Origin of the sequence: Streptomyces rapamycinicus NRRL 5491, from assembly GCF_024298965.1 — a bacterium.
Classification (GTDB): domain Bacteria; phylum Actinomycetota; class Actinomycetes; order Streptomycetales; family Streptomycetaceae; genus Streptomyces; species Streptomyces rapamycinicus.
The window spans coordinates 8,177,444-8,201,266 of record NZ_CP085193.1 but is presented as its reverse complement, the minus strand read 5'-3'; the positions used below and the strand labels follow the sequence as shown (position 1 = coordinate 8,201,266).

Sequence of the window (23,823 nt, the reverse complement as noted above, 5' to 3'; positions counted from 1 at the left end):
GGAGAGTGTCCCGGCGCGCTGATCGATGTTCTGATCCGAAGCCCCGGGGCGAGTGCCCCGGGGCTTCGCCGTGCGGTCACTCGCCTCACGTTGTTGAGGAGACCGCGATGTCCGACCACCGCAAGCTGGGCCGCGAACTGGGCCTGTTCGACACCGACCCGCTGATCGGCGCGGGCCTGCCGTACTGGCTGCCCGACGGCGCGACCGTACGGCACACCCTGGAGGAGTACATCCGCGCCGCCGAGCGGCGGGCGGGCTACCGGCATGTGTACTCGCCGGTGCTCGGCAAACGGGAGCTGTACGAGCTGTCGGGCCACTGGCAGCACTACAGCGACGACATGTTCCCCCCGATGGACCTGGGCGCTGAGCAGGTGGTGCTGCGCCCGAGCCTGTGCCCCCACCACGCGGTCATCTACCGCTCCCGAGGCCACAGCTACCGCGAACTGCCGCTGCGCATGGCCGAATTGGGCGGAATGTACCGCTCGGAGCTGTCGGGGGTGCTCGGCGGGCTGACCCGGGTCCGGGCCATCCAGCTGAACGACGCCCATATCTTCTGCACCCTGGACCAGGTCGCCGACGAGGCCGGGGCCGCCCTGGAGATGATCCGCCGGGCGTACGAGGCGCTCGGCATCACCCCGGCCCGCTACCGGCTCTCCCTCCCGGGCCCGGGCCCCGGCGGCAAGTACGTCGCCGCGCCCGAGCTGTGGCGCCGCTCGACCGCCCTGCTGACCGACGTCCTGGACCGCTCCGGGCTGCCGTACGAGGCGGTGGAGGGCGAGGCCGCGTTCTACGGCCCCAAGATCGACGTTCAGGTCGCGGACGGCGCGGGCCGGGAATCCACCCTGTCCACCGTCCAGGTCGACTTCCACCAGCCCGAGCGGTTCGATCTCCACTACATCGGCCCGGACGGCGCCCGGCACCGTCCGGTCATGGTCCACCGCAGCATCATCGGCAGCGTGGAGCGGGCCGTGGCCCATCTCGTCGAGCACCACGGCGGGGCCTTCCCCGCCTGGCTGGCCCCCACCCAGCTGGTGGTCCTGCCGATCTCCGAGACCGAGCTGGCCCGAGCCGGGGAACTCGTCCGGCGGTGCGATGAACTCGGCCTCCGCGCGGAACTCGCCGGCCCGGACCACGGCAGCCTGGGCGCCCGCATCCGGGAGGCCCGCCGAGTCCCGTACCAGGCCGTCGTGGGCGCCCGGGAGGCCGCCGACGACCGAGTCGCCCTGCGGCTGCGGGACGGCCGCCGGTTGCCCCCACTACCGGTCGGCGAGGTACTGCCCCGGATCGAGGCGCTGGTGAGGTCGTACAGCCCCGACCTGTGGGATGCGGCGTAGCGGCGTAGGGGGCGCCCGACGGGTCGCGCCGCCTGCGGCGGGCTGTTCCCCTCCCCGCCCCTTCCCGAAACCGGGGCTCCGCCCCAGACCCCACAGGGGCTCCGCCCCCAACCCCGGCGGGGCTCCGCCCCAGACCCCACAGGGGCTCCGCCCCCAACCCCGGCGGGGCTCCGCCCCGGACCCCACAGGGGCTCCGCCCCCGGCCCCCCGGTTGGTCGGGCCCCGGGAGGCCGGGAGACCGGGGGCCGGGAGACCGAGGGCCGGGGGCCGGGGGCCGGGAGACCGAGGGCCGGGGGCCACGAGGCCGGGAGGCCGGGGGCCGGGCGGGAGACCGAGGGCCGGGGGCCGGGAGGCCGGGGGCCGGGAGGCCGGGGGCCACGAGGCCGAGGGCCGGGGGGCCGGGGGGCCGGGGGCCACGAGGCCGAGGGCCGGGGGGCCGGGGGGGCCGGGGGGCCGGGGGTGGGGCCCCTGGCCCGGGGCGGAGCCGCATATCGGGGCTGCGGCGTTACCCATCCCAGCCCCTCCGGCGATTGAGGAGCGGGGTCCGGGGCGGAGCCCCGGCAGGGGCCCGGGGGCGGAGCCCCCGGTTTCGGGGAGGGGCGGGGTGGGGGTGAGTCAGCCGGGCGAACACTTCCGCACGGCGGCGACGAGCCGCGACGCGCGCGCGTCACCGTGCCCGATCATCCGGTTGGCCACATACGCGAAGCCCACCCCGAACTCGTCGTCGCCGAAGGCGAACTGCCCACCCGCCCCGTCATTGCCGAAGCTCCGCTCCCCCAGCATCGGCCGGAACGAAGGCGAGTCCAGCAGAAAGCCCGAACCCCAGCGCGCCCCCATGTCGAAGCCCAGCCAGCCCTTACCGGACGAGACCTCGCGGACCGCGTCCGTCACGGTCTCGGGGGCCAGTAGCCGCCGATGGCCCCCGATGCCGGTCACGGCCGCCGCGTACAGCCCGGCGAGCCCGCTCGCCGACGCGGTGGCGCCCGCGCCGGGCAGTTCCATGCCGAGCAGCTCCGGGTCGTTCCAGCCGTGCGGCTCGTCGAGGCCGGGGAAGACCAGCGCACCGTTCATGGTCACGATGCGGGTCAGCAGGTGTTCGGGCCCCGGCATCCCGGGCCGCCCCTCGGCCTCGACCAGCCGGGCCCGCCCGTCCATCTCCGCGTCGGGCAGCCCGATCCAGGCCCGCAGCCCCAGCGGGTCCCCCACGGCCCGGCGGAAGTACGCGCCCGGGGTGTGCCCGGTGATCCGCCGGATGACCTCGCCGATGAGGAAGCCGAAGACATGGCCGTGGTACTCGTACGCCGTGTCCGGCTCCCACAGCGGCGACTGTTCCTCGACGGCGCGGATCACCGGCGCCCAGTCGGCGATCTCCTCGAACGTCAGCACCCCGTCGAGTACGGGGACCCCCGCCCGGTGCCCGAGGACCATACGGCAGGTGATGGCCTCCTTGCCGTACCGGCCGAACTCCGGCCAGTACCGGCTCACGGGGGCGTCGAGGTCCAGCCGCCCCTCCTGCGCGAGGAGGTGGGCGCAGACGCTCACCAGGCCCTTGGCGCAGGAGAACACCGGCACGACGGTGTCCCGTTCCCACCCCCGCCCGCTCCCCTCATCCGCGACCCCGCCCCACAGCTCCACGACCTTGCGCCCGCCGACGAAGACGGTGACGGCCGCCCCGAGCTCGGGAAACTCCTCGAAGTTCCGCGCGAACACATCGGCGACGCCGCCGAACCCCTCGTCGACCCACCCGCTGTACACCCTCATCGCCCCCGGTCCTCCATGAACCCCGCGTGACCACAACCGCGCCACGGTAGGCCGTGACCCGCCCCCACCACGAACGATTTACGAGGGCCCCCGGCCGATACGCCTTGGCCGCCGCCCGGCAGAGGTCCGGGCGGCGGCCAAAGGGTGGGCCGGGGCACTCAGATGCTGATGAGGCGCTCCAGCACATTGCGGTAGCCCCGCATCGCCAGACGCAGCTCCTCCGTCTCCGAGCTGGCCGCGTCGTCCTCGTGCCAGGCGGCACGGAGGGTGGCGCGGCGCTCGGCCAGGAGGTCGGTGAGGCGGGCTGCCACCTCCACGAGCAGGGCGTCGGCCTCCTCGACGGCGCCGCGTGGGGAGTCCACGAAGCCGCTGACCGCGTACCGCAGTCGCTGGATCAGCTTGTCGTGCTCGCTCGTGGGCAGCACGGGGAAGCTGGGGCCGTTCGGGGTGTCCGACGGCTCGCCCGACGGCTGGGCGGAGGACCCGTTCGTCGGCGTGGGCCGACTTCCGTTCGTCGGCTCGTGCTTCGGCATCGTGGCGTGCCAGGACGTCATCGGCTCCGCCGCCTCCGTGTGGCCCGGCCGCCGGGGCAGCGGTGCCACTTCATGCTTCTCCAGTCCGTGGCGCCGCTGCCCGTCGTTCTCCTCCGGGTCGGTCGGGTCGGTCGGGTCCGTCACCACGCGCCGCCCTTCCTGGTGTGGCCGAACCGCGTATGGCCCGTACCCGTACCGGTACCCGTCCGCGTCCCGGTCCCGGTCCCCGGCAGCCACTTCCGGAGGCCGTTCCCGCTCCGCCGCTCGCCGTGGTGGTGCTGCCGGGCGGTCTCGGAGCCGGTCGGGGCGCCGTGGTGCGGCGGCCTGACCAGATCCTCGAAGAACGGCCGGGCGTGCACCACGGCCTCGCGCAGCTCCTCGGTGTCCGCGCGCCCCTCACGGGCGCGGGCGGCCGTGTCGTGGATCTGCCGGTAGCCCTGGACGTGGTCGGCGTGGTGCACGGACAGCGCCGCCACCTGCTCCTCGTAATGGCCCGACGGGTAGCCACGGTCCTGGGCGAGCCGGGCCAGGAGCTGATCGGCGCCGGTCACCGCGTGTTCCGGAGACTCGATGAACATCTCCTGCATACCGGCCCACTCGGCCACGTACCGCTCGCGCAGCTCACCGGGCAGGGGCTCGGTCCTCAGATCGCCGTACCGCCGCAGCCGTTCCTCGAGTTCCCGCTCCGCCGCCTTGGTGTCGCCCGCGTGCTGGGCGACGTTCAGCTCGTACTCGGGCCCGAAGCGGCGTCGCAGAGCGCGTTCCCTACGGCCGGCGCCCGCGCGGACGACGCGGATGATGAGCGCGGCCGCGAGGACGACCGCGACGACAACCACGATGCTGATCGCACCAGTTGACATGGTCTGCTTCTGCCTTCCCGCTGGCTTCCCCCTCCGCGTTCGGGGGGCTCCTCTCTTCGGGTAGCCCGGTCTTCGCCCCTCAAACTGCGGTGCGTCAGAGGTGTGGTGGGTGCCAGGATGCGGGCCATGACGAGTACGCCCCATGCCCAGGCCGGTGAGCGCGCCGACGCCTCCTCCGCGTGGACCGTCGCCCCGCGGCCCGTCGACGACCCCGTCTCGGCCATGCTGCTGCGCGAGTACCTCGTCGATGTCGCAGACCGCTACTACCGGCTCCACGAGGAGCGGGACTCGACCCCGGAGGAGATCGAGCGGGCGCTCGCCGAGATGCCCAGCGACGATCTCGCCCCGCCGCAGGGCGTGTTCCTGCTGGCGCACCACGAGGGCGAACCCGCCGGATGCGCGGGGGTGCGGCTGATGGACCCGCGCACGGCGGAGCTCAAGCGGGTGTACGTACGGCCCGCCAAGCGGGGCCTGGGCGGGGGCGCCGCACTGCTCGCGGCCGTCGAGGCGGCGACGGGCGAACTGGGCGCCGGGCGGATCGTGCTCGACACCCGCCTCGATCTGGTCGAGGCCCGTGGGCTGTACGCGCACCACGGCTACCGGGAGGTTGCGCCCTTCACGGAAGGGCCGTACGCCGAGGTCTGGATGGCCAAGGAGCTGGGCTGATCCGAATGCCGGACCCGGGTCAGGGGCCCCGCGGCGGCGGTGGTCCGCGGTGGTCCGGGCGGGGCGTGCCCTCCCTCGGCCGCTCCGCGTCCGAGCCGCACAGCTCCCGCGTCAGCTCGTCCACCAGCTCGGTCAGGTCGGTCGGGCGGTCCGGTGACCACCAGTCGCCCAGGAGTTCCGCGAGGGACGCCTCGCGGGCCCGGTAGAGCCTGGTCGCGATCTCGCGGCCGTCGTCGGTGAGGAACAGCTCAAGACCGTAGCGGCGGCCGAGGCCCCGCGCCTCGATCTGCCGGACCGCCTCGGTGATGGCCCGCAGCGGTACGGGCGTGCGCTCGGCGAGCAGGGCGGGTTCGACCGAGCCGTAGTGCTGGATGCGCAGCAGCATCCAGCTCGCGGCCGGTCCGAGGTCGAGACCGGCGCGCCGGGTGATGTCCGCGTAGACCTTCCGGCGGCCCTCCCGGCTGCCCAGCAGGGACAGCGCGCGGGCGCATTCGTCGCGCGAGGTGCGCTGCACGGGGTTGCTGGCGAGTATCTCGCTGCCGTCGGGCGCGGTGACGCTGGCGCGCAGCGGCTCCTCCCGGAGGTACCAGGCGAGGAGGAAGGCGAGCAGTACGACCGGCACCGCGTACAGGAAGACGTCGGTGATGGAGACGGAGAACGCGTGCCGGACGGCGGCCTGGTCCGCGGGCGGCAGCCGGCCGAGGGTGCGGGGGTCGGAGGTGAGGGCGCCGGGGGTGACTCCGGGTGGCAGACGCCGTCCGGCGAGGGCGTCCGCGATATGCGGGCCGAGGTTGTTGGCGAAGATCGTGCCGAAGACGGAGACGCCGAACGAGGCGCCGATCGAGCGGAAGAAGGTCGCGCCGGAGGTGGCGACGCCCAGGTCCTGATAGCGGACGGAGTTCTGCACGATCAGCACCAGCACCTGGATGACCAGGCCGAGACCGCAGCCGAAGACGAAGAAGTACGCGCTCATCTCGGCCACCCCGCTGGACTCCCGCAGCTGGTGCATCAGCAGCAGCCCGACGGCGGTGACCGCGGTGCCCAGGACCGGGAAGACCTTGTAGCGGCCGGTGCGGCTGACCAGATGGCCGGAGACGGTGGAGGAGACCAGCGTGCCGAGGACCAGCGGCAGCAGATGGAGGCCGGACGTGGTCGGCGAGACGCCCTGCACGATCTGGAGGAAGGTCGGCAGATAGGTCATGCTCCCGAACATCGCGAAGCCGACGATGAAGCCGATGACCGCGCAGAGCGTGAAGGTGCGGCTGCGGAAGAGCGTGAGCGGCAGCACCGGCTCGGCCGCGCGGGTCTCCACCCGTACGAACGCCGCCAGCAGCAGCATGCCGGCCACCGCGAGCCCGACGATCTGCCAGGAGCCCCAGCCGTAGGTGACCCCGCCGAGGGAGGTCATGAGCACCAGGGCGGCGGCCACCACGGCGATCAGGAAGGTGCCGAGGTAGTCGATGGTGTGCGAGGTGCGGCGCACCGGGATGTGCAGGACGGAGGCGACGACGAGGAGGGCGACGACGCCGAGGGGCAGATTGACGTAGAACACCCAGCGCCAGCTGAGACGGTCCACGAACACCCCGCCCAGCAGCGGCCCCAGCACGCTGGCGGCGCTGAAGACGGCGCCGAAGAGACCCTGGTAGCGGCCGCGGTCACGGGGCGGGACGATATCGCCGACGATGGCCATCGACAGCACCATGAGGCCGCCGCCGCCCAGCCCCTGCAGCGCGCGGAAGGCGATGAGTTCGGCCATGTTCCCGGCGAGTCCGCACAGCGCGGAGCCGATCAGGAAGATGACGATCGCGGTCTGGAAGAGCTTCTTGCGGCCGTACTGGTCGCCGAGCTTGCCCCACAGCGGGGTGGCCGCGGTCGAGGCGAGGAGATACGCGGTGACGACCCAGGACAGATGCTCCAGACCGCCGAGGTCGCTGACGATCGTGGGCAGCGCGGTGGAGACGATCGTCTGATCGAGCGCGGCGAGCAGCATGCCGAGCAGCAGCGCGCCGATGGCCACGAGGACCGTGCGCCGCGGCCGGTCCCCTCCCGGGCCGGGGGCCACGGTGCCGGGGGTTCCTGGGCCCCCTGGGGCCGGAGCCGGGCTGCCGGCGTCCCGCGCCATGGCGACTCCTCCTCGCTCCCCTCCGTCCCCTCCTCATCCTCATCCCATCCTCACCTTTATGCCCTGTTACGGCCCGCCGGACCGGTCCGCACGGCGGGCGAACACCTGCGCGGAGGCCGATCGGATGCGCATAATCGCTGCGAACTCCAGGGAGGGAAAGTTCCGTGACGGCAGAGTCCTGCCCGCACTGCTTCGCACCGGCGCGCGCCAACGGCCGCCCCGGCTGTACATGTGCCGAACGCGCCGCCGCGGCCACCGCGACGGCAGGTGCGACCGATGACCAGACCCGGCCGAACCCCCAGGTGACGCTCCCGGAGGAGCGCCCGGCCGGCCCCGATCCGCGCGATCTGCGCCTCTTCGAGGAGGCGGAGCGGGCGGCGGAGGCGAAGACGGCGGCGAGGGGGGCGGCGAAGGGGGAGCACGCCGCGAACGCCGGTGATGCCGGTGATGCCGGTGACGCCGGGAAGGGGGAGGGTGAGGAGACGCGGGTGATCGACCGCGTCGAGGAGAGACCCGGCGGGGACGAGGGGGACGAGGCCGACGGCGATGCCGACGGAGACGCCCCCGGCCCGGGCCGCCACCGCAAGAGCAAGCGCAAGGTCGTGGCGGTCGTCCTCGCGGGCGCGGCGGCCGTGGCGGTGGCCGGTTCGCTGGCGATCGGCACCGGTTTACTCGGTGACCACAAGGAGGACGGCGGCGGAGGCGGCGCGAGCGATCACACGCTCGCCGACAGCACCGTCAGCCCTCCGGCCGAGGAGGAGCTGCCGGCCGAAGGGCCCGGCACGTCGTCCGGCTCCCCCTCGTCGAGTACGACCCCCCGCCCCTCCGCGTCCGGCTCGGTACGGGCCGGCGCGGCCCCGAGCGAGGGCGGCCCCTCGGGCTCGGCCCGCCCCTCGGCGTCGGCCTCCGCGACCGACTCGGCGACGAAACCCGGGCCGAGCGCGTCCGGCCGTCCGACCTCCGCCCCGTCCGACCCGCCCGAGCCGCCCGGCCCGCCGGTGCTGCGCGAGGGCGACAGCGGGGCCGAGGTGGTCGAGCTCCAGAAGCGGCTGACCCAGCTGCTGCAGTACATCGGTGTGGCGGACGGGAAGTACGACGGGGGGCTGCGGAGGATCGTGTCCAGCTACCAGGACCAGCACGACATCACGGGTGATCCGGATGGCGTCTACGGCGAGAACACCCGCCGCGACCTCGAATCGAGAACCGACGAGCCGTAGGCGGACACAAGGGGAACCAGCCGTAGGGGACTCCGTATGGGACGCCGTGAGGGGTGCCTTATGGGCCCACCCCCTGGCGCATAGCGGCCCGGCTTTGTATCGTGAAGGAACAAAGTGGTTCCGCCCGTTTTCCCTGACCGGCGGGCGGAGCCGCTTGTTTCCCTTTCCGTGGCGCCTTTTCGTTGCGTCTTTCCGTTGTGCCGTTCCGCGGTCCGCTCCGCGCTCGCGACCAGGAGTCCCGATGTCCCTCACCACCCGCGCACTCCTCCTCGACATGGACGGCACCCTGGTGAACTCGGACGCCGTGGTCGAGCGCTACTGGCGGATCTGGGCCGCCGAGCAGGGGCTCGACCCCGAGCAGGTCCTCAAGGTCGTCCACGGCCGACAGGGCCACGCCACGATGGCCGCGCTGCTCCCGGACCGCCCGGTGGAGCAGAACATGGCGGACAACCGCTGGATGCTGGAGCGCGAGACCACCGATCTCGACGGCGTCGTACCGGTGCCCGGCGCACCCGCTTTCATGGCCGCGCTGGCCGCACTCCCGCACGCCCTGGTGACCTCCGCCGACGAGGCACTCGCCCGCGCCCGCATGGGCGCCGCCGGGCTGCCGATGCCGGAGATACGGGTCACCGCGGAACGCGTCGGCGCGAGCAAGCCCGACCCGGAGGGCTTCCTCAAGGGCGCGGCCGAGCTGGGCTTCGACCCCGCCGACTGCGTGGTCTTCGAGGACTCGGAGGCAGGCATCGCGGCGGGCCGGGCGGCCGGAATGCGCATCGTCGGCATCGGCCCGCGCGCCGGGGCCCACGCCCCGGACGCGCATGTACGGGACCTGGAGCAGGTGCGGATCGAGGCCCTGCCCGACGGCACGATGCGACTGCACTTCTCGGACTGAGCCCCGGGACCCACACCGTGCGGTGATCGCGCCCCGTCCGCCCGCCGATCAGGCCGCGATGGCCTCGTACAGGCTGAAGCCGGCCAGCGCCAGCATCACCAGGGCCGCGATCCTGGTGATCAGCCGCAGCGGTACGTACCGCATCAGGGTGCGGCCGCCCACGATGCCCAGACCCGCGACGGCCCACAGGGCCAGCAGCGCGCCGACACCCACCGACAGCGGGTCGTCGTAGCGGGCGGCGAGGTTCGCGGTCATGATCTGGGTCAGATCACCGAACTCGGCGATCAGGATCAACGTGAAGCCCGCCCCGGAGACCTTCCAGAAGCTCTGGTCGGCGGGCTTGCGCATCTCCTCCTCGTCGTCGTCCTTCTTGAAGAGCAGCATCGCCGCTCCCCCGAGGAAGAGGACCCCCACGATCGCCTGCAGCAGGCGGTGCGGCAGCAGGGTGAGCACACTGCCCGCCGCGATCGCGAGCCCCACGTGAAGGGCGAAGGCGGCGGCCACGCCGACGAAGACGTACGACGCGCGGTAACGGGTGCCGAGCATCAGCCCGGCCAGGGCGGTCTTGTCGGGCAGCTCGGCGAGGAAGACGACGCCGAAAACCACGGCGGCGACGGTGATGCTGAACACGGAATGGATACCTCGTAGATCGGGCCGCGCCAAGGGCCCCTGGGGAGGGATCGCTTCGGCACGGCAGCGTCGGACACTGCGGCCGAAGGTCTCGCTGGCGTACGGCCTCCGCGTCACGCGGTGATCCGTACGCTCCGGGCGCCGGCCCGCACCTCGAGGGGCGGGCAGTATGTCGACGGTCCGGCGAGGAGCTACTCCCCTTCTGCTCCCGCCAAGGATACGGGAACCCCCGCCGCGGCTCGGCGGCATGCCGCCGAAGGCGCCGTGAAGTGTGACCAGCCCCACAAGCGCAGGCCCCGGTCGAGCCCCGACGGCAGCGCGCCAAGCGGGGCCGTCCGGCTTTCCCCTCCCCGCCCCTTCCCGATAGCCAGGGGCTCCGCCCCTGGACCCCGGGCAGAGCCCCACCACGCGGCGGAGCCGCATCTCGGCACCGCGGGAAGGAGCAAAGCCCCGCCCCGGGGCGGACCCCGCCGGGCACGGTGCCCTGCACCGGCCCCGGCACCGCGTCCGCCCCGCCCCGGGGCGAGGCGCAAAGCCGGACCCGAGGCCGGGGGCCAAGCCCAGCCCAGGGCCAGGGACGAAGCCCGACCCGGAGCCCGGGACCAGGCCCGGCCCAGGGCCAGGGACGAAGCCCGACCCGAAGCCAAGGGCCAAGCCCAGCCCGGAGTCCGGGGCCAAGCCCCGTCCAGAGCCAGGGACGAAGCCCGACCCGAAGCCAAGGGCCAAGCCCACCCCGGAGTCCGGGGCCAAGCCCCGTCCAGAGCCAGGGACGAAGCCCGACCCGAAGCCAAGGGCCAAGCCCACCCCGGAGTCCGGGGCCAAGCCCCGTCCAGAGCCAGGGACGAAGCCCGACCCGAAGCCAAGGGCCAAGCCCAGCCCGGAGTCCGGGGCCAAGCCCCGTCCAGAGCCAGGGACGAAGCCCCGTCCGGGGTCCCGGGCCAAGCCCCGTCCGGGGCTGGGGCCAAGCCCGGTCCGGGGGCTGGGGCGGAGCCCCGGGCGGGGGCTGGGGCGGAGCTCCAGTTTCGGGAAGGGGCGGGGAGGGGGACAGCCCGCCGTAGGCGCCGGACGCCCCCAGGCCGCCCGGAGCGCCGTCGGCGCCCGTGCGCCCCGCTCGCGGGCGGCTTGTGCGCTCGCCTCGCGGCGGAGCCGCGAGCGCCGCCCCGGGGCGCGGCGTTGACCGGCGGCGATGCCCCGGGCCTGGGCACGGGGGCGCGCCACATGTGGGCGCATCGTGAGCGCGCGACGGCCGCGCCGGAGCGGGTGCCCGGCACCAACTGCCTCCTGGAACCCCTTGCGTTGACATGACCGCGTCGTCACTCTGTTACCTGGCGCCCACCCCACAGCAACCCGGCGCCGCAACCATGGCCGGGCACCAGTGGCCAACGACCCCCCACCCTCAAGGGAGTTCGCATGTCGGACACGTTTTCTCGCCGTCGCGTCTACGCGCGTCGCGCCTCCGTCTTCGGCGGGTTCGTCGCCCTGCTGGGCACGCTCGTGCTGAGCGGGCCCGCCGCCGAGGCTTCCCCGCCCACTCCGCCCAGCGCCGCCACCGCCCGTACCCAGCTGGCCTCGCTGACCGTCAAGGCCGAGGGCTCGTCCGACGGTTACAGCCGCGACAAGTTCCCGCACTGGATCACCCAGAGCGGCGCCTGCAACACCCGCGAGGAAGTCCTCAAGCGCGACGGGAAGAACGTCCAGACCGACTCCAGCTGCGCGGCCACCAGCGGCACCTGGTACTCCGAGTACGACGGCGAGACCTGGTCCGCCTCCGGCGACGTGGACATCGACCACGTCGTGCCGCTCTCCGAGGCGTGGAAGTCCGGCGCCAACAGCTGGACCACCGCCCAGCGCCAGTCGTTCGCCAATGACCTGACCCACTCCCAGCTCATCGCCGTGACGGACAACGTCAACCAGTCCAAGGGCGACCAGGACCCCGCCGAGTGGCTGCCGTCCCGGACCGCCTACCACTGCATGTACGCCCGCATGTGGGTCTCGGTGAAGTACACCTACAAGCTCACCCTCGACTCGGCCGAGAAGTCCGCGCTCAGCGGCATACTCAACGGCTGCTGAGACACCGCGCCGAGACACCGCATTACCGGACACGTCCCCCGGCGCACCGGCCGGAGGAACCGCCGCACCTCCTCCGTCGTTCCGTACCGTACGCATGACGAGCACATCGAAGAACGACGGAGGAGGTCCGGATGGCCGGGCTGCGCCTGGGACCACTGCTGCGCCATGTCGACTGGGAGACCGGCACCGGCGCGACCGTCTGGGTCGAGGCCGACCGGCCCTGTGAGGCCGAGGTGCGGTGCGCCGACGGCGCGGGCGGCACGGCCCGCACCTGGCGGATCGCGGACCACCACTACGCCCTGATCCCGGTCACCGGGCTGCGGCCGGGCAGCGAGACCGCCTACCGGGTGCTGCTGGACGGCGAGCAGGTCTGGCCGCTGCCGGACTCCTCGTTCCCCGACAGCACCATCCGCACCCCGGCCCCGGCCCCGGGCGCCGACTCCACGGACCCCGCGCCCGTGCGCGTGGCCTTCGGCTCCTGCCGGTGGGCCGCACCGCCCTCCGACGCCTCGCACGACCCCGTGGGGCCCGACGCGCTGGACACCCTCGCGCAGGCGCTCGCCCGCGCCCCGGAGGCCCCGCGCCCCGATGTGCTGGTGCTGCTGGGCGACCAGGTGTACGCGGACGAGACGTCCGCCGAGACCCGCCGCTGGCTGGCCGAGCGCCGCGATCTGAGCGAGCCGCCGGGCGAGCAGGTGGCGGACTACGAGGAGTACACCCGGCTCTACTACGAGTCCTGGCTGGACCCCGAGGTGCGCTGGCTGCTCTCCACCGTCCCCAGCTGCATGATCTTCGACGACCACGACGTCATCGACGACTGGAACACCAGCGAGGCGTGGCAGCGCCGGATGCGCGCCACCCCGTGGTGGCGGGAGCGGATACTGAGCGGGCTGATGTCCTACTGGGTCCATCAGCACCTGGGCAACCTCTCCCCCGCCGAACTGGCCGCCGACCCGCTCTACGCGGAGGTGCGCGCGGCGGAGGACGGCACCGGGGCGCTGCGGGAGTTCGCCGCCCGCGCCGACGCCGATCCGGGGTACACCCGCTGGAGCTACCGCCGCGACTTCGGCCGCACCCGGCTGCTGATGGTCGACACCCGCGCGGCGCGGGTGCTCGAGGAGGGCCGGCGGGCGATGCTGACCGACAAGGAGCTCGCCTGGGTGCGCGAGCAGGCCATGGACGGCGTGGGCGGCTTCCCCGGCCCGGAGGAGCCCAGCCCGGAGAGGCCCGGGGCGGCCCCCGGCGGCTACGAAGAGGGTCACCACGGCGGTCGCCAAGGCGGTCACCACGAGGGCGGCTACGACCATCTGCTGCTCGGCACCTCGCTGCCCTGGCTGCTGCCGCACTTCGTGCATGACGTCGAGGCGTGGAACGCCTCGGTGTGCGGCGGCGGACGCGGTGGGCGCTGGGCGCGGATCGCCGAGGATCTGCGGCAGCGCGGCGACCTGGAGCACTGGGCCGCGTTCCCCGAGTCCTTCGACGCGCTCACCGACACCATCGCCTCGGTGGGCCGCGCACCGGGCGCGCCCGCCACGATCAGCGTGCTCTCCGGCGATGTGCACCACGCCTATGTGGCCGCCCCGGACTGGTCGCGGTGGCCGTCCGGGCCGCCCCGCAGCCAGGTGCGCCAGTTGACCTGCTCCCCGGTCCACAACAGCATCTACGCCTCGATACGGCTGGGCTTCCGCTTCGGCTGGAGCGCGGCGGGCCGCGCCCTGGGCCGGGCGTTCCGGCGCCATGGGCGGGTGCCGCACCCCCGTTTGAGCTGGCACAAGACGGGTGGGCCCTGGTTCGGCAACCAGCTGATGACGCTGACCCTCCGGGGCCGTACCGCGCATCTGCGGCTGGACCAGGCGCAGTCGGACCCCTCGGGCGGCGGCGCCCGGCTGGTGGCGGCGCTGGAGACGGACTGGGCGGGTCAGTCGACCCCTTGAGTGCCGTTCTGCGGCATATGCCACGTGATACAGACCACAACGGAGCGGTACGTTCCGGAGACCGGGGAGATTCGTGTGGAGCGAGCGGCATGATGGGCGCGCATCCTGAGCCACATCTGCCCCGGGAGACACAGCCTTGGCCGGAGACCCCCACGCGATAGCCGTCGTCGGCGCCGGGCCGCGCGGCACCAGCGTGCTGGAGCGCCTGTGCGCCTCGGCCCCGGAGCTGGCGCCCGGCACCCCGCTGACCGTGCACATGGTGGACCCCTCGCCGCCCGGCGCGGGACGGGTCTGGCGCACCGCCCAGCCGGAAGAGTTGCTGATGAACACCGTGGCCTCGCAGGTCACCCTGTTCACCGACGCGAGCGTCGAATGCGGCGGACCGGTGCGGACCGGGCCGAGCCTGTACGAATGGGTCACCGCGCGCGGCCTGGCGCCCGGCCTCGGCCCGGACGACTACCCCAGCCGCGCGCTCTACGGCCGCTATCTGGAGTGGGTGTTCGGCGAGGTGGTGCGGGGCGCGCCGGACACCGTGACCGTCCGGACGCACCGGGCCCGCGCCGTACGGCTGGAGGAACGGGCCGACGGCGAGCAAGTGCTGACACTGGATGACGGGAGCCGCCTGGAGGGGCTGCGCGCGGTCGTCCTGGCGCAGGGCCATCTGCCGGCGGCCACCGACGCCGCGGAGCGGCGGTACGCGGCCCACGCGGAGCGGCACGGGCTGCGCTACTACCCGCCCGCCAACCCCGCCGATGTCGACTTGTCGCTCATCGCGCCGGGCGAGCCGGTGCTGCTGCGCGGCCTCGGCCTCAACTTCTTCGACCACATGGCGCTGCTGACGGCGGGCCGGGGCGGCACGTTCGTCCCACACACGCACGGCGGTCTGGTCTACCGGCCCTCGGGACTCGAGCCACGGCTGTACGCGGGGTCGCGGCGCGGCATCCCGTACCACGCGCGGGGCGACAACGCGAAGGGTCCGTGCGGCCGGCACACCCCGCTGCTGCTGACCCCCGATGTGCTCGGCCACTTCCGCAAGCGCGCGGACGCAGGCGATCCACCGGACTTCCTGACCGAGATATGGCCGCTCGTGGCCAAGGAGGCCGAGACGGTCTACTACGGGGCGCTGCTGACTCTCCGCGCGCCCGACACCCACATCCCGGCCGCACCGGAAGCCCCGGAGGTCCCGGAAGCCGCGGAAGCCCCGGAGGTCCCCGAGGTCCTGGAAGCCCCCGGGTCCGGCTCCGGAACCCCCACCCCGTTCACCCCAGCACGCTTCAGGCGTCACTTTTTGGCCACCGAGCACGGCAGCCCCGAAGAGGCCGCCGTGCTCGCGGCGTACGGCATTCCGGACGCGGAGCGCTGGTCCTGGGACGCGGTGGCCCAGCCGTACCGCGGACGCCGGTTCACGGGGCGTGACGAATTCCGGCGGTGGCTGCTGGCCTACGCCCACCAGGACGCGGCGCACGCACGGCTGGGCAATGTCGAGGGCCCGGTCAAGGCCGCTCTCGACGTACTGCGCGACCTCCGCAACGAATTGCGTCTGATCGTCGACCACGGCGGGCTGACGGGGGCGTCCCGCCGCGCCCATCTGGACCGCTGGTACACCCCGCTCAACGCCTTCCTCTCGATCGGCCCGCCGCGCCGCCGGATCGAGGAGATGGCCGCGCTGATCGAGGCGGGCGTCCTGGACGTCCTCGGCCCACGGCTTGAAGTGACCTTGGAAAGTCCGGACCAAGGGGGAGCCGAGGCCGGTTTCGCCGCCCGGTCGGCCGAGGTTCCGGGTCCCCCGGTGGCGGCCACGACCCTGATCGAGGCGCGGCTGCCGGAGCCGGATGTGCGCCGGACCGCCGATGAGTTGCTGATCCATCTGCTGGAGACCGGGCAGGGCCGTCCACACCGGGTGGAGGGCTACGAGACCGGCGGCCTCGATGTCACCACCGCCCCCTACCGGCTGGTGGACGCCCAGGGCCGCCCGCATCCGCGGCGGTTCGCCCTCGGGGTGCCGACCGAGGGGGTCCACTGGGTGACGGCCGCGGGCGCGCGGCCGGGCGTGAACTCCGTCACCCTCTGCGACACGGACGCCGTGGCACGGGCGGTGCTGCGCGTGACGACCGCGCGGGAGCCCCGGCAGGAAGCTGCCCCGATGTGCGCCGTGGGGCTCTGAGGAGCGGGTTCAGGACGTCAGAAAAGGGGTTCCGGGGCGCTCATATTGGCAGGAACTTGAACTTGCAACAAAAGGTGAGGGGTACCTAACCTGGCGTTCCGCTGTTCCCCGTCCCCAGGAGCAAGGAGCTCCCCTCCCATGCCTTCTTCCACCACCCCCCGCACCCTCGGCGAGGCGCTCGACAGCGCCAAGCCGTATGTCCTCTCCCTCTTCCGCATCGTGGTCGGGCTGCTGTTCTTCTGCCACGGCGCCTCGTCGCTGCTCGGCTGGTTCGGCGGCATGATGGGCACCGGCAAGACCATCGAGGCCGGCACCTGGCCGGGCTGGTACGCGGCCGTCATCCAGCTCGTCGGCGGCGCGCTGGTGATGCTCGGCGTCGGCAGCCGCAGCGCGGCCTTCATCTCCTCGGGCTCGATGGCCTACGCGTACTTCCACGAGCACCAGCCCGAGAAGCTGTGGCCCATTCAGAACGGCGGCGAGCCCGCCGCGATGTTCTGCTGGGCCCTGCTGCTGCTCGTCTTCACCGGCCCCGGCCCCTGGGCGCTGGACCGGATATTCGGCTCGCCCCGCGCGAGCGAGGCGGCGCCGGAGGCGCGGCGCGAGCCGTCCCGGGTCTGACGGACGGCAGCCGGCCGGACGGCGGCCGGACGTCACCTCGTCCGGCCGCCGGTTCCACGCGTTCGGCATGACGTCACCCATCGCGCCATGCGGGGCCGAACGCCCCGCATGGCGTGATTCGAACAACATCATCACACCCCTTACCGTTATCCTCTTCAGTCACAGGCGTACGCTGTATGGCTGTAACAGGCTGACGCCTGCCGCTTCCCGGCGACATGCGCAGCGGGGGGACCGGGATCGGGAGAAGTACGTTGTTGGAACATTTGGGGTCGCTGACCAACACCCCATGGATCTATGCGGTGATCGGGGCGTCCGTCCTGCTCGATGTCTTCCTGCCCGTTCTGCCCAGCGGAGTTCTGGTGATCACCGCCGCCACCGCGGCCGCCGGCACCACCGTTGACGCCGTCGGCGTGGTGCGCCAGGCCGGCGCGGCCGACTTCCCCGCCATGTTCGGGCTGATGCTGTGCGCCGCGACCGCCTCCGTCCTCGGGGACATGGTCGCCTACCGGCTGGCCTGGCGCGGCAGCGACCGGCTCGACCGCGCCATCGCCCGCTCCCGCCGACTCACCTCCGCCCAGGAGAAGTTGGGCACCGCGCTGGTGCGCGGCGGCGGTCCGCTCGTGGTCATAGCCCGGTTCGCGCCCGCGGGGCGCTCGGTCGTCAGCCTGAGCGCGGGCGCGGCCCACCGGAGGGTGAAGGAATTCCTGCCGTGGTCGGCGGTGGCCGGGCTCGCCTGGGCGGCGTACAGCGTGGCCCTCGGCTATGTCGGCGGCCAGTGGCTCGGCGCCACCTGGCTCGGCACGGCGGTCTCGGTGCTCGCGCTGTTCGCGGCGGGCGCCGGTGCCGCGTATGTGATGAAGCGTCCGGGTGAGGGTGAGCCGAGTCCGCTCCCCGCGGGTCCGGCCGGGCAGCCGCTGCCCGGCGCCCACCAGGCGCGGTAGGGCCGTGTCGGCGAACGATTACTTATCGGCCGTCGATACCGGCTACGGTCCCTGCATGCGTACCCCCATCGTGCCGGTTCCGGCATGCTGACCCGCGCCGCCGGGATGGTCGCCGCGTTCCTCGCCGGCCTCGCCCTGGTCGTCGCCGCGGTCCTGGTCGTACGGCATCTCACCGAGCCCTCGGAGCCCGAGCTGCCGGTGGTCCCCGATGCCAGGCGCCCCGTCGTGGAGGCCGCGGTCCGCACCTGCTCCCCGCTGAGCGTGCCGCTGCTGGCCGCCCAGATCGACGCGGAGAGCGGCTGGCGCCGGGACGCGGACTCCGGGCACGCCCAGGGCATTTCGCAGTTCTCCCCGGTCACCTGGAAGGAGTGGGGCCAGGACGGCGACGGCGACGGCAAGGCCGACGTCTGGGAGCCCCGCGACGCCATCCCCTCACAGGCCCGCTACATGTGCCATCTGTACGAGGTGGTCAAGGTGGTCCCGGGCGGCAAGGCCGGGCTCGGGGCGACCCGGCTCGCGCTCGCGGCGTACAACGCGGGGCCGAACGCGGTGCTGCGGGCGCGCGGCATCCCGAAGATCCTCGAGACGCGGGAGTATGTCGACAAGATCTTGAAGGAGCTGCTGCCCAAGTACCGGAAGAGCGAGAAGAGGTACCAGGAGAGCGAGGCGAAGCACACCAGCAGTGCCTCCGCCTCACCCTCCACACCGGCCTCCCCCTCGCCCTCCGGCGATCCGTCCGGGCCCGCCTCCGGCTCCTCACCGGCGGCTACACGTCGGCCGTGATGAAGTCCTCCACGGCCCGTACGAGTTCCTGCGGTGTCTCATCGGCGGGGTAGTGCCCGGCGTACTCCAGCTCCACCAGCTCGGCGTTGACGTACCAGCGCAGCCAGGTCTGCCGCATCACCTCCGCCGTGAGCGCCGGGTCGTGGGCGCCGACCACGACCCGGACCGGCACCTGGGCACCGGCTATGTCCTCGTGGAAGTCCTCCAGCGCCCAGGAGTCCAGCCATGCGCGGAGCGCCTTGGGGTCGCTGTGCTCCACTGAGTGCCGCACCATCAGATCCAGCCAGGCGGCCGGGTGGCGGCCGCCGGTGGTCAGGTCGATGATCTCCCGGCGGTTCTCCGGGCGGTCGGCGGCGGCCGCGAACAGCTGCCACTGCTCGCCCTCCATCGGCACCCCGCTGGCCGGCACCGGCGCGACCCCGACCAGCCGGCGGACCCGGTCCGGGGCGGCCGCCACGACGCGCTGGACGACGGCCGCGCCCATCGAGTGGCCGATGAGCGAGAACCGCTCCCAGCCGAGGTGATCGGCGAGCGCGAGCAGATCGCCCCCGGCCTCGCCGGTGGTGTACGCGCCGGGGATGTCGCGCGCCTCGCCGTAGCCGCGCAGATCGGGCAGCGCATAGGTGAACCCGCGCCGGTCGACGTGCGGCAGCATCGCGGCGTACGCGGCCCGGTCCGAGAACCAGCCGTGCACCGCCATCACATGGTGCGGCCCGTCGCCGACGGTTTCGTACGGTGGAACGAGGGGTGGAACGATCGGTCCCATGGCACCTCCGGTCCCAGTCGAATACGGGCGCGCGGCGCGTGCCCGTGCGGGACAACGGTGACGTCTCCCGCTTCGGGTGGGCAAGCCCGGTGCGCATATGCGTGCCCGCGATACGACCCGGGAAGGGGTCGTATCGCGGGCGCGTGGTCGTCCGTGTGGCGGGGGGTGCTACGGATAGTTCACGAGGTTCGCCACATTGTTGCCGGAATTGGGTGGCCCACCCGTGTTGTTGATGAGGTGGCTGATGGTGCCGGTGCCGCCGAGCGACACGGTGACCATGTGGTGGAAGCGGACGCCCGGGGTGTCGGGAACCTCGAAGGCGCGGGCCGCGACGACACCGGGATTCACATTGAATTGACGTCCTCTCTCCCCTGGACGGTCCCGCACGCCCCGCAGGTCCACACACGGACGTGCGGGGGTTTGCGGCCGTCCTTGACGCCGCACACGCAACACACCTGACTGGTGGGCTCGAAACGGCCGATCCGGATGAAGGTACGCCACGACGCGAAGGTCGCCGCGTCCAGGCTGGTGAACTCCCTCAAGGGCCTGTCCTCGCGCAGGCTCCGCCAGGAGTTCCCCGACCTCGTCCGGCACTACTGAGGGGCGCAACGCCTGTGGTCCGGCCCGTACTTCGCCGGGTCGGTCGGCGGTGCGCCGCTCAGCATCGTGAAGCAGTACGAGCAGCAGAACCGGCCGCTCTGACTCTGGCTGAGGTGAACAGCGCGGATCCGTCCCCACAGCTGAAGTCAGAGCGGGCCAAAGATTCGCTTCATCACCGGGCTGAAGCCCGGTGCACTGCGAATAGACCTGGCAGAAGTAGGTCCGGCGCCGCCGTTGCCGTTCCAGATCGTCTGGTAGTGCTGATAGTGCTCGTCGAACAGGCCGTACATGGTGACGTCGTCACCGTTCACGATCAGGCCGTCGGTAGCGGTGGCGGGCACTGAATAGCCCCGGCGGCGATTCGGCTTCCCCTGCCCTGCTCCGCAGGAGTCCGATGCCTCCCCCGCCTGAAGGCGGGGATTCCTCGGAAGTTCCCGACGAGCAAGGCGGTGCTGCCTATGGGCGAGCTTGTGCTGCGTACGGGCGAGCCGGGCCCCGGTGGCCGCGTGTCAGCCGCGCCGTCCGAGGGCGCCCGTAGTCTGATGGCGGCTGTGGCGCGCGACATGGGGATCCGGCGGAACAACAGCCTCCGGCGTCACGGCGCCACCGCACTGCGGCTCGTGGCCGTCGCCGCCCTCTACTACGCGGGCGCCAGGATCGGACTGCTCCAGGAGCTGGTGCGCGGTCAGGTCACCCCGCTGTGGCCGCCGACCGGCATCGCACTGGCCTGTCTGCTGACGCTGGGCCCGATGGCCTGGCCGGGCATCGCCCTCGGCGCCGTAGCGGTCAACGCCCCCATCGGCCCGTCGCCCCCGGCCGTCATCACGATCGTGGCGGGCAACACCCTCGCCCCGGTCTGCTCATATCTGCTGCTGCGGCGCGTGGGCTTCCGGCCCGCCGTGGACCGGCTGCGGGACGCGCTCGTCCTGGTCTTCCTCGGCGCCCTGGCAGGCATGCTGATCAGCGCCACGGTGGGCGCCGTCGCGCTCCTGCTGTCGGGCGCGCTCGCGGCGGGTGACTTCTGGACGGCCTGGTCGGTGTGGTGGACGGGCGACGCGATGGGCGTCCTGGTGATCACCCCCGTACTGCTGGTGCTCCGCCGCGCCCGGCTCCCGCGCGGCGTCGGCCCGTACCGCCTGCTGGAGGCGGTGGCCCTGCTGCTGGGCACGGCGGCCGTCACGCTGGTGGCCATGCGGACGGAGGTCAGCCTGCTCTTCCTGGTCTTCCCGTTCCTGATCTGGGCCGCCCTGCGCTTCCAGCTCGCGGGCGCCGCCCCGTGCTCGCTCATCGTCACGGTCCTCGCGATCGCCTCGACGGCGGAGGGCACCGGCCCGTTCTCCCGCCACTCTCTCGCGGCCCGGATGGTCACCCTCCAGGCGTTCAACGGCTCCACGGCCCTGACGGCCCTGCTCCTGTCCGCGATCATCACCGAACGCAACGCCACCCGCCGCCAGATCGAACGCGTCTGCGCCCAGCTGGCCGACGTGGTCTTCCGCCTCACCCCGGACGAACCCCACCCGCCCGAGGGCAACCGCAGCTCCCCGGACAGGCGATAGCGGGCCGTACGACGGCGCCGCCGAACGCCCCCTCGGATACCGCCGAACCAGGCAGGACGCCGCCGGACCAGGCGGGACGGTGCCAGGGCAGGCGGGGCGCCACCGGAGCAGGCGGAACGGTGCCGGAACAGGCCGGGCGTCGCCGGAACCCGCCACCCGCCACCGGCCGTCCCTCCCAGCGACTCTCGACGGACAGGGACCATGACCGCGACCCAATCGACCCACACAGCCCACACGCCCCGCGCCGCCCGCTATCTCTATCTGACCCGCCACGGCGAGGCCACGCCGGACGAAGGCGCGCTCACGCCCACCGGCCGCCACCAGGCCACACTGCTCGGCGAGCGGCTCCGGGGCGTTCCGCTGTCGGCGGTCCACCACGGCCCGCTGCCCCGGGCGGCCGAGACGGCCCGGCTGATCGGCGACCAACTCGACGGCGTACCGGCCCATGTCTGCGAACCGGCCGGGGACTATGTGCCGTACACGCCCCGGCGGGACGAACTGCCCGCCGACTCCGCCGACTTCCTGCTCGAATTCGTCCATCGCTTCCCACCCGAGGAGCGCGCCCGCGGCCCGCTGCTGGCCCGTGCCGCCGAGGAGCGCTTCACGGGGCCGGTGGACGGGCCCGAGGACCGCCATGAGCTGGTCGTGACGCACAACTTCCTCATCGGCTGGCTGGTCCGGGCCGTGCTCGACGCCCCGAAGTGGCGCTGGCTCGGCCTCAACCAGTGCAACGCGGCGCTGACCGTCATCCGGTATCCCCCGCCCGGCCGCCCGCCCTCGGTGCTCTTCTCCAACGACATGGCGCACCTGCCCGCGCCGCTGCGCTGGACCGGCTATCCGCCGGAGCTGCGGATCACCTCCTGACCCGGCCCCGTGGCCTCGCGACCCGGCCCCGTGGCTTCGTGGCCCCGGGCGGTCGAACCGTCTTTCCGTCGGGGGCCGGACCCGCGCTGTTGGGTCCGGCCCCCGCCGTGTCCGAGTTACGCAAGCAGCCCAGCAAGCGTGAATAAGGACAGCCATACGCTAGGGCCCGGCACTGACAACGGGGCTCCTCGCCGGGGATGCGCGGGGTGTGCGCGGTCCGGTTCGCGCCATCCGCCCCACACCGAACGCATGAGCGATTCGCCAAGGGCAGAACGTTGTCCCCTTCCCGTGGGGCGCGACGCTCCTACTCTGAGGGGGTGAGCAGCCACGCGTCGAACCGAGCCCGCGTCATTCCCCTGCGTCCGGCCACCGCGGACCCGGCGCCCCGGTCTGGAGCCACCGCCGGGGCCGGTGCCCCCTCGGCCGCCCCCGCCCCGGCGGCTCCCGCCGTTCCGGCGGGCCCGGGTGGGCCCGGCGGACCGGAGCAGCCCGGCCGGGAGTCGGTGAGGGAACCCTTGTGGCGGGATGTCGTCGGCGGCGTGCTGCGGCGTGAGCGCCTCGCCCAGCAGCGCACGCTCAAGGACGTGGCCGAGGCGGCCCGGATCTCGATGCCGTACCTCTCCGAGCTCGAACGGGGCCGCAAGGAGGCGTCGTCCGAGGTCCTCGCGGCCGCCGCCCGCGCACTCGGCCTCGGTCTGGCCGACCTCCTCGCGATGGCCCAGGGCGAGCTGATCCGCCTCGTCTCCGGCCCGCGGCGGCGCGACGGCGCGGCGATGTCGGTCGCGTCCCTCACGTCCGTCACCTCCGCCACGTCCGTCACCTCCGCCACCTCCGTCGCGGACCGCGGAGCGCGGCACGCGGGGCGGCAGGGCGACGTACGCCTGGCCGCCTGAGGCACCGAGCCCTCAGAATGCCCGGGCCATCCGCCGGCTCAGCACCTCATCGGCGAGCCCGTACGCCACCGCCTCCTCCGCCGTGAAGACCTTGTCGCGGTCCATATCGGCGCGGAGCGCGGCGGCGTCGTGGGGCGTATGACGTGCCAGCACCTCCTCGACCTGCGAGCGGATCCGGAGCATCTCCTTGGCCTGCAGACTGAGATCCGAGACCGTCCCCTGCGCACCGCCGCTCACCGGCTGCCCCAGCAGCACCCGGGAGTGCTCCAGCACGAACCGCCGCCCGGGGTCTCCCCCGGCCAGCAGCACCGCCGCGGTCGAGGCCGCCTGCCCCACGCAGAACGTGGAGATGGGCGCGGACACGAACGTCATCGTGTCGTAGATCGCCATCAGCGAGGTGAACGAGCCGCCCGGGGAGTTGATGTAGATCGAGACCTCCTGCTCCGGGCTCGACGATTCGAGGTGGAGCAGCTGTGCGATGACGACGTTGGCGACGCCGTCGTCGATCTCCGTACCGAGGAAGATGATCCGCTCGGACAGCAGCCGGCTGTAGATGTCGTACGCCCGCTCCCCCTGCGTGGTGCGCTCGACGACCGTCGGAATCGTGTACTGCCCCATG

21 protein-coding genes and 3 pseudogenes are annotated in these 23,823 nt (G+C 73.1%); 14 read left to right on the top strand and 10 right to left on the bottom strand.

What is annotated here, in order from left to right:
• The first annotated feature begins 5 nt into the window (after positions 1-5).
• Complete coding sequence (thrS, locus tag LIV37_RS34305; protein WP_274596668.1) at positions 6-1,334, top strand: threonine--tRNA ligase; 1,329 nt, start codon at positions 6-8, stop codon at positions 1,332-1,334.
• Positions 1,335-1,949: 615 nt separating this feature from the next.
• Here thrS and LIV37_RS34290 read toward each other — a convergent pair.
• The 3 genes from LIV37_RS34290 to LIV37_RS34280 all read right to left on the bottom strand — a co-directional run bounded on the left by LIV37_RS34290 (position 1,950) and on the right by LIV37_RS34280 (position 4,488).
• Positions 1,950-3,095 (bottom strand): serine hydrolase domain-containing protein, encoded by a 1,146-nt coding sequence (locus LIV37_RS34290; protein ID WP_020871667.1) that lies wholly within the window; start codon positions 3,093-3,095, stop codon positions 1,950-1,952.
• Positions 3,096-3,253: 158 nt separating this feature from the next.
• Positions 3,254-3,775, bottom strand: a complete 522-nt coding sequence (locus tag LIV37_RS34285) for a hypothetical protein (RefSeq protein ID WP_020871666.1) — start codon at positions 3,773-3,775, stop codon at positions 3,254-3,256.
• Positions 3,769-4,488, bottom strand: a complete 720-nt coding sequence (locus LIV37_RS34280; RefSeq protein WP_020871665.1) for a hypothetical protein — start codon at positions 4,486-4,488, stop codon at positions 3,769-3,771. Before LIV37_RS34280 ends, LIV37_RS34285 begins: the two co-directional genes overlap by 7 nt.
• A gap of 126 nt (positions 4,489-4,614) precedes the next feature.
• Between LIV37_RS34280 and LIV37_RS34275 the strand changes: the two genes are divergently transcribed.
• Complete coding sequence (locus LIV37_RS34275) at positions 4,615-5,154, top strand: GNAT family N-acetyltransferase (protein WP_020871664.1); 540 nt, start codon at positions 4,615-4,617, stop codon at positions 5,152-5,154.
• Positions 5,155-5,173: 19 nt separating this feature from the next.
• Here the strand turns inward: LIV37_RS34275 and LIV37_RS34270 are convergent, their stop codons facing one another.
• A complete protein-coding gene (locus LIV37_RS34270) occupies positions 5,174-7,276 on the bottom strand; it encodes an MDR family MFS transporter (RefSeq protein WP_121824181.1) in 2,103 nt (700 codons plus the stop codon).
• A 164-nt stretch (positions 7,277-7,440) separates the two neighbouring features.
• Between LIV37_RS34270 and LIV37_RS34265 the strand changes: the two genes are divergently transcribed.
• Both LIV37_RS34265 and LIV37_RS34260 read left to right on the top strand, forming a co-directional pair.
• Positions 7,441-8,493, top strand: coding sequence for a peptidoglycan-binding domain-containing protein (locus tag LIV37_RS34265; protein WP_020871662.1), 1,053 nt, complete (start codon positions 7,441-7,443; stop codon positions 8,491-8,493).
• Positions 8,494-8,734: 241 nt separating this feature from the next.
• Positions 8,735-9,385 carry an HAD-IA family hydrolase gene (locus tag LIV37_RS34260; protein WP_020871661.1) on the top strand — a complete coding sequence of 217 codons (651 nt, stop codon included), beginning with the start codon at positions 8,735-8,737 and terminating at the stop codon, positions 9,383-9,385.
• Between the two features lie 48 nt (positions 9,386-9,433).
• Here LIV37_RS34260 and LIV37_RS34255 read toward each other — a convergent pair whose 3' ends face one another.
• Complete coding sequence (locus tag LIV37_RS34255; RefSeq protein ID WP_020871660.1) at positions 9,434-10,015, bottom strand: TMEM165/GDT1 family protein; 582 nt, start codon at positions 10,013-10,015, stop codon at positions 9,434-9,436.
• Positions 10,016-11,425: 1,410 nt separating this feature from the next.
• On the opposite strand from LIV37_RS34255, the gene LIV37_RS34250 reads away from it, so the two are divergent.
• From LIV37_RS34250 to LIV37_RS34225, 6 genes are all read left to right on the top strand, one after another.
• On the top strand, positions 11,426-12,085 hold the full coding sequence (locus tag LIV37_RS34250) for an HNH endonuclease family protein (RefSeq protein WP_020871659.1): 660 nt from the start codon (positions 11,426-11,428) through the stop codon (positions 12,083-12,085).
• Between the two features lie 131 nt (positions 12,086-12,216).
• Positions 12,217-14,019, top strand: a complete 1,803-nt coding sequence (locus LIV37_RS34245; RefSeq protein WP_020871658.1) for an alkaline phosphatase D family protein — start codon at positions 12,217-12,219, stop codon at positions 14,017-14,019.
• Positions 14,020-14,155: 136 nt separating this feature from the next.
• A complete protein-coding gene (locus tag LIV37_RS34240) occupies positions 14,156-16,183 on the top strand; it encodes an FAD/NAD(P)-binding protein (RefSeq protein ID WP_020871657.1) in 2,028 nt (675 codons plus the stop codon).
• 138 nt (positions 16,184-16,321) lie between these two features.
• Complete coding sequence (locus LIV37_RS34235; RefSeq protein ID WP_020871656.1) at positions 16,322-16,801, top strand: DoxX family protein; 480 nt, start codon at positions 16,322-16,324, stop codon at positions 16,799-16,801.
• Positions 16,802-17,052: 251 nt separating this feature from the next.
• Entirely contained in the window at positions 17,053-17,742 is a 690-nt protein-coding gene (locus LIV37_RS34230) for a DedA family protein (RefSeq protein ID WP_121824182.1), read from the top strand.
• Between the two features lie 84 nt (positions 17,743-17,826).
• Entirely contained in the window at positions 17,827-18,525 is a 699-nt protein-coding gene (locus LIV37_RS34225) for a lytic transglycosylase domain-containing protein (protein WP_020871654.1), read from the top strand.
• Here LIV37_RS34225 and LIV37_RS34220 read toward each other — a convergent pair.
• The 3 genes and pseudogenes from LIV37_RS34220 to LIV37_RS34210 form a co-directional block, all read right to left on the bottom strand.
• A complete protein-coding gene (locus LIV37_RS34220; RefSeq protein ID WP_020871653.1) occupies positions 18,509-19,291 on the bottom strand; it encodes an alpha/beta fold hydrolase in 783 nt (260 codons plus the stop codon). The two genes, LIV37_RS34225 and LIV37_RS34220, sit on opposite strands and share 17 nt — an antisense overlap.
• Before the next feature lie 168 nt (positions 19,292-19,459).
• Positions 19,460-19,645: pseudogene (locus tag LIV37_RS34215) on the bottom strand (hypothetical protein); the annotation flags it as partial.
• Positions 19,642-19,788 (bottom strand): annotated as a pseudogene (locus LIV37_RS34210) (zinc ribbon domain-containing protein); the annotation flags it as partial. The pseudogenes LIV37_RS34210 and LIV37_RS34215, both read right to left, overlap by 4 nt.
• 19 nt (positions 19,789-19,807) lie before the next feature.
• Here LIV37_RS34210 and LIV37_RS34205 point away from each other — a divergent pair.
• A pseudogene (locus LIV37_RS34205) lies at positions 19,808-19,993 on the top strand (IS200/IS605 family transposase); the annotation flags it as partial.
• Between the two features lie 44 nt (positions 19,994-20,037).
• On the opposite strand, the gene LIV37_RS34200 reads toward LIV37_RS34205, so the two are convergent.
• A complete protein-coding gene (locus LIV37_RS34200; protein WP_167525765.1) occupies positions 20,038-20,232 on the bottom strand; it encodes a hypothetical protein in 195 nt (64 codons plus the stop codon).
• A gap of 222 nt (positions 20,233-20,454) precedes the next feature.
• Between LIV37_RS34200 and LIV37_RS34195 the strand changes: the two genes are divergently transcribed.
• The 3 genes from LIV37_RS34195 (at position 20,455) to LIV37_RS34185 (ending at position 23,204) form a co-directional block, all read left to right on the top strand.
• Positions 20,455-21,447, top strand: a complete 993-nt coding sequence (locus tag LIV37_RS34195) for an MASE1 domain-containing protein (RefSeq protein ID WP_121825098.1) — start codon at positions 20,455-20,457, stop codon at positions 21,445-21,447.
• A gap of 201 nt (positions 21,448-21,648) precedes the next feature.
• Positions 21,649-22,311 carry a histidine phosphatase family protein gene (locus tag LIV37_RS34190; protein ID WP_020871650.1) on the top strand — a complete coding sequence of 221 codons (663 nt, stop codon included), beginning with the start codon at positions 21,649-21,651 and terminating at the stop codon, positions 22,309-22,311.
• A 317-nt stretch (positions 22,312-22,628) separates the two neighbouring features.
• The gene (locus tag LIV37_RS34185; RefSeq protein ID WP_121824183.1) at positions 22,629-23,204 is read left to right on the top strand and encodes a helix-turn-helix domain-containing protein; all 576 of its coding nucleotides are present in this window, start codon (positions 22,629-22,631) and stop codon (positions 23,202-23,204) included.
• Between the two features lie 12 nt (positions 23,205-23,216).
• On the opposite strand, the gene LIV37_RS34180 is transcribed toward LIV37_RS34185, so the two are convergent.
• Positions 23,217-23,822 carry a ClpP family protease gene (locus LIV37_RS34180; RefSeq protein ID WP_020871648.1) on the bottom strand — a complete coding sequence of 202 codons (606 nt, stop codon included), beginning with the start codon at positions 23,820-23,822 and terminating at the stop codon, positions 23,217-23,219.
• Position 23,823 lies beyond the last annotated feature (1 nt).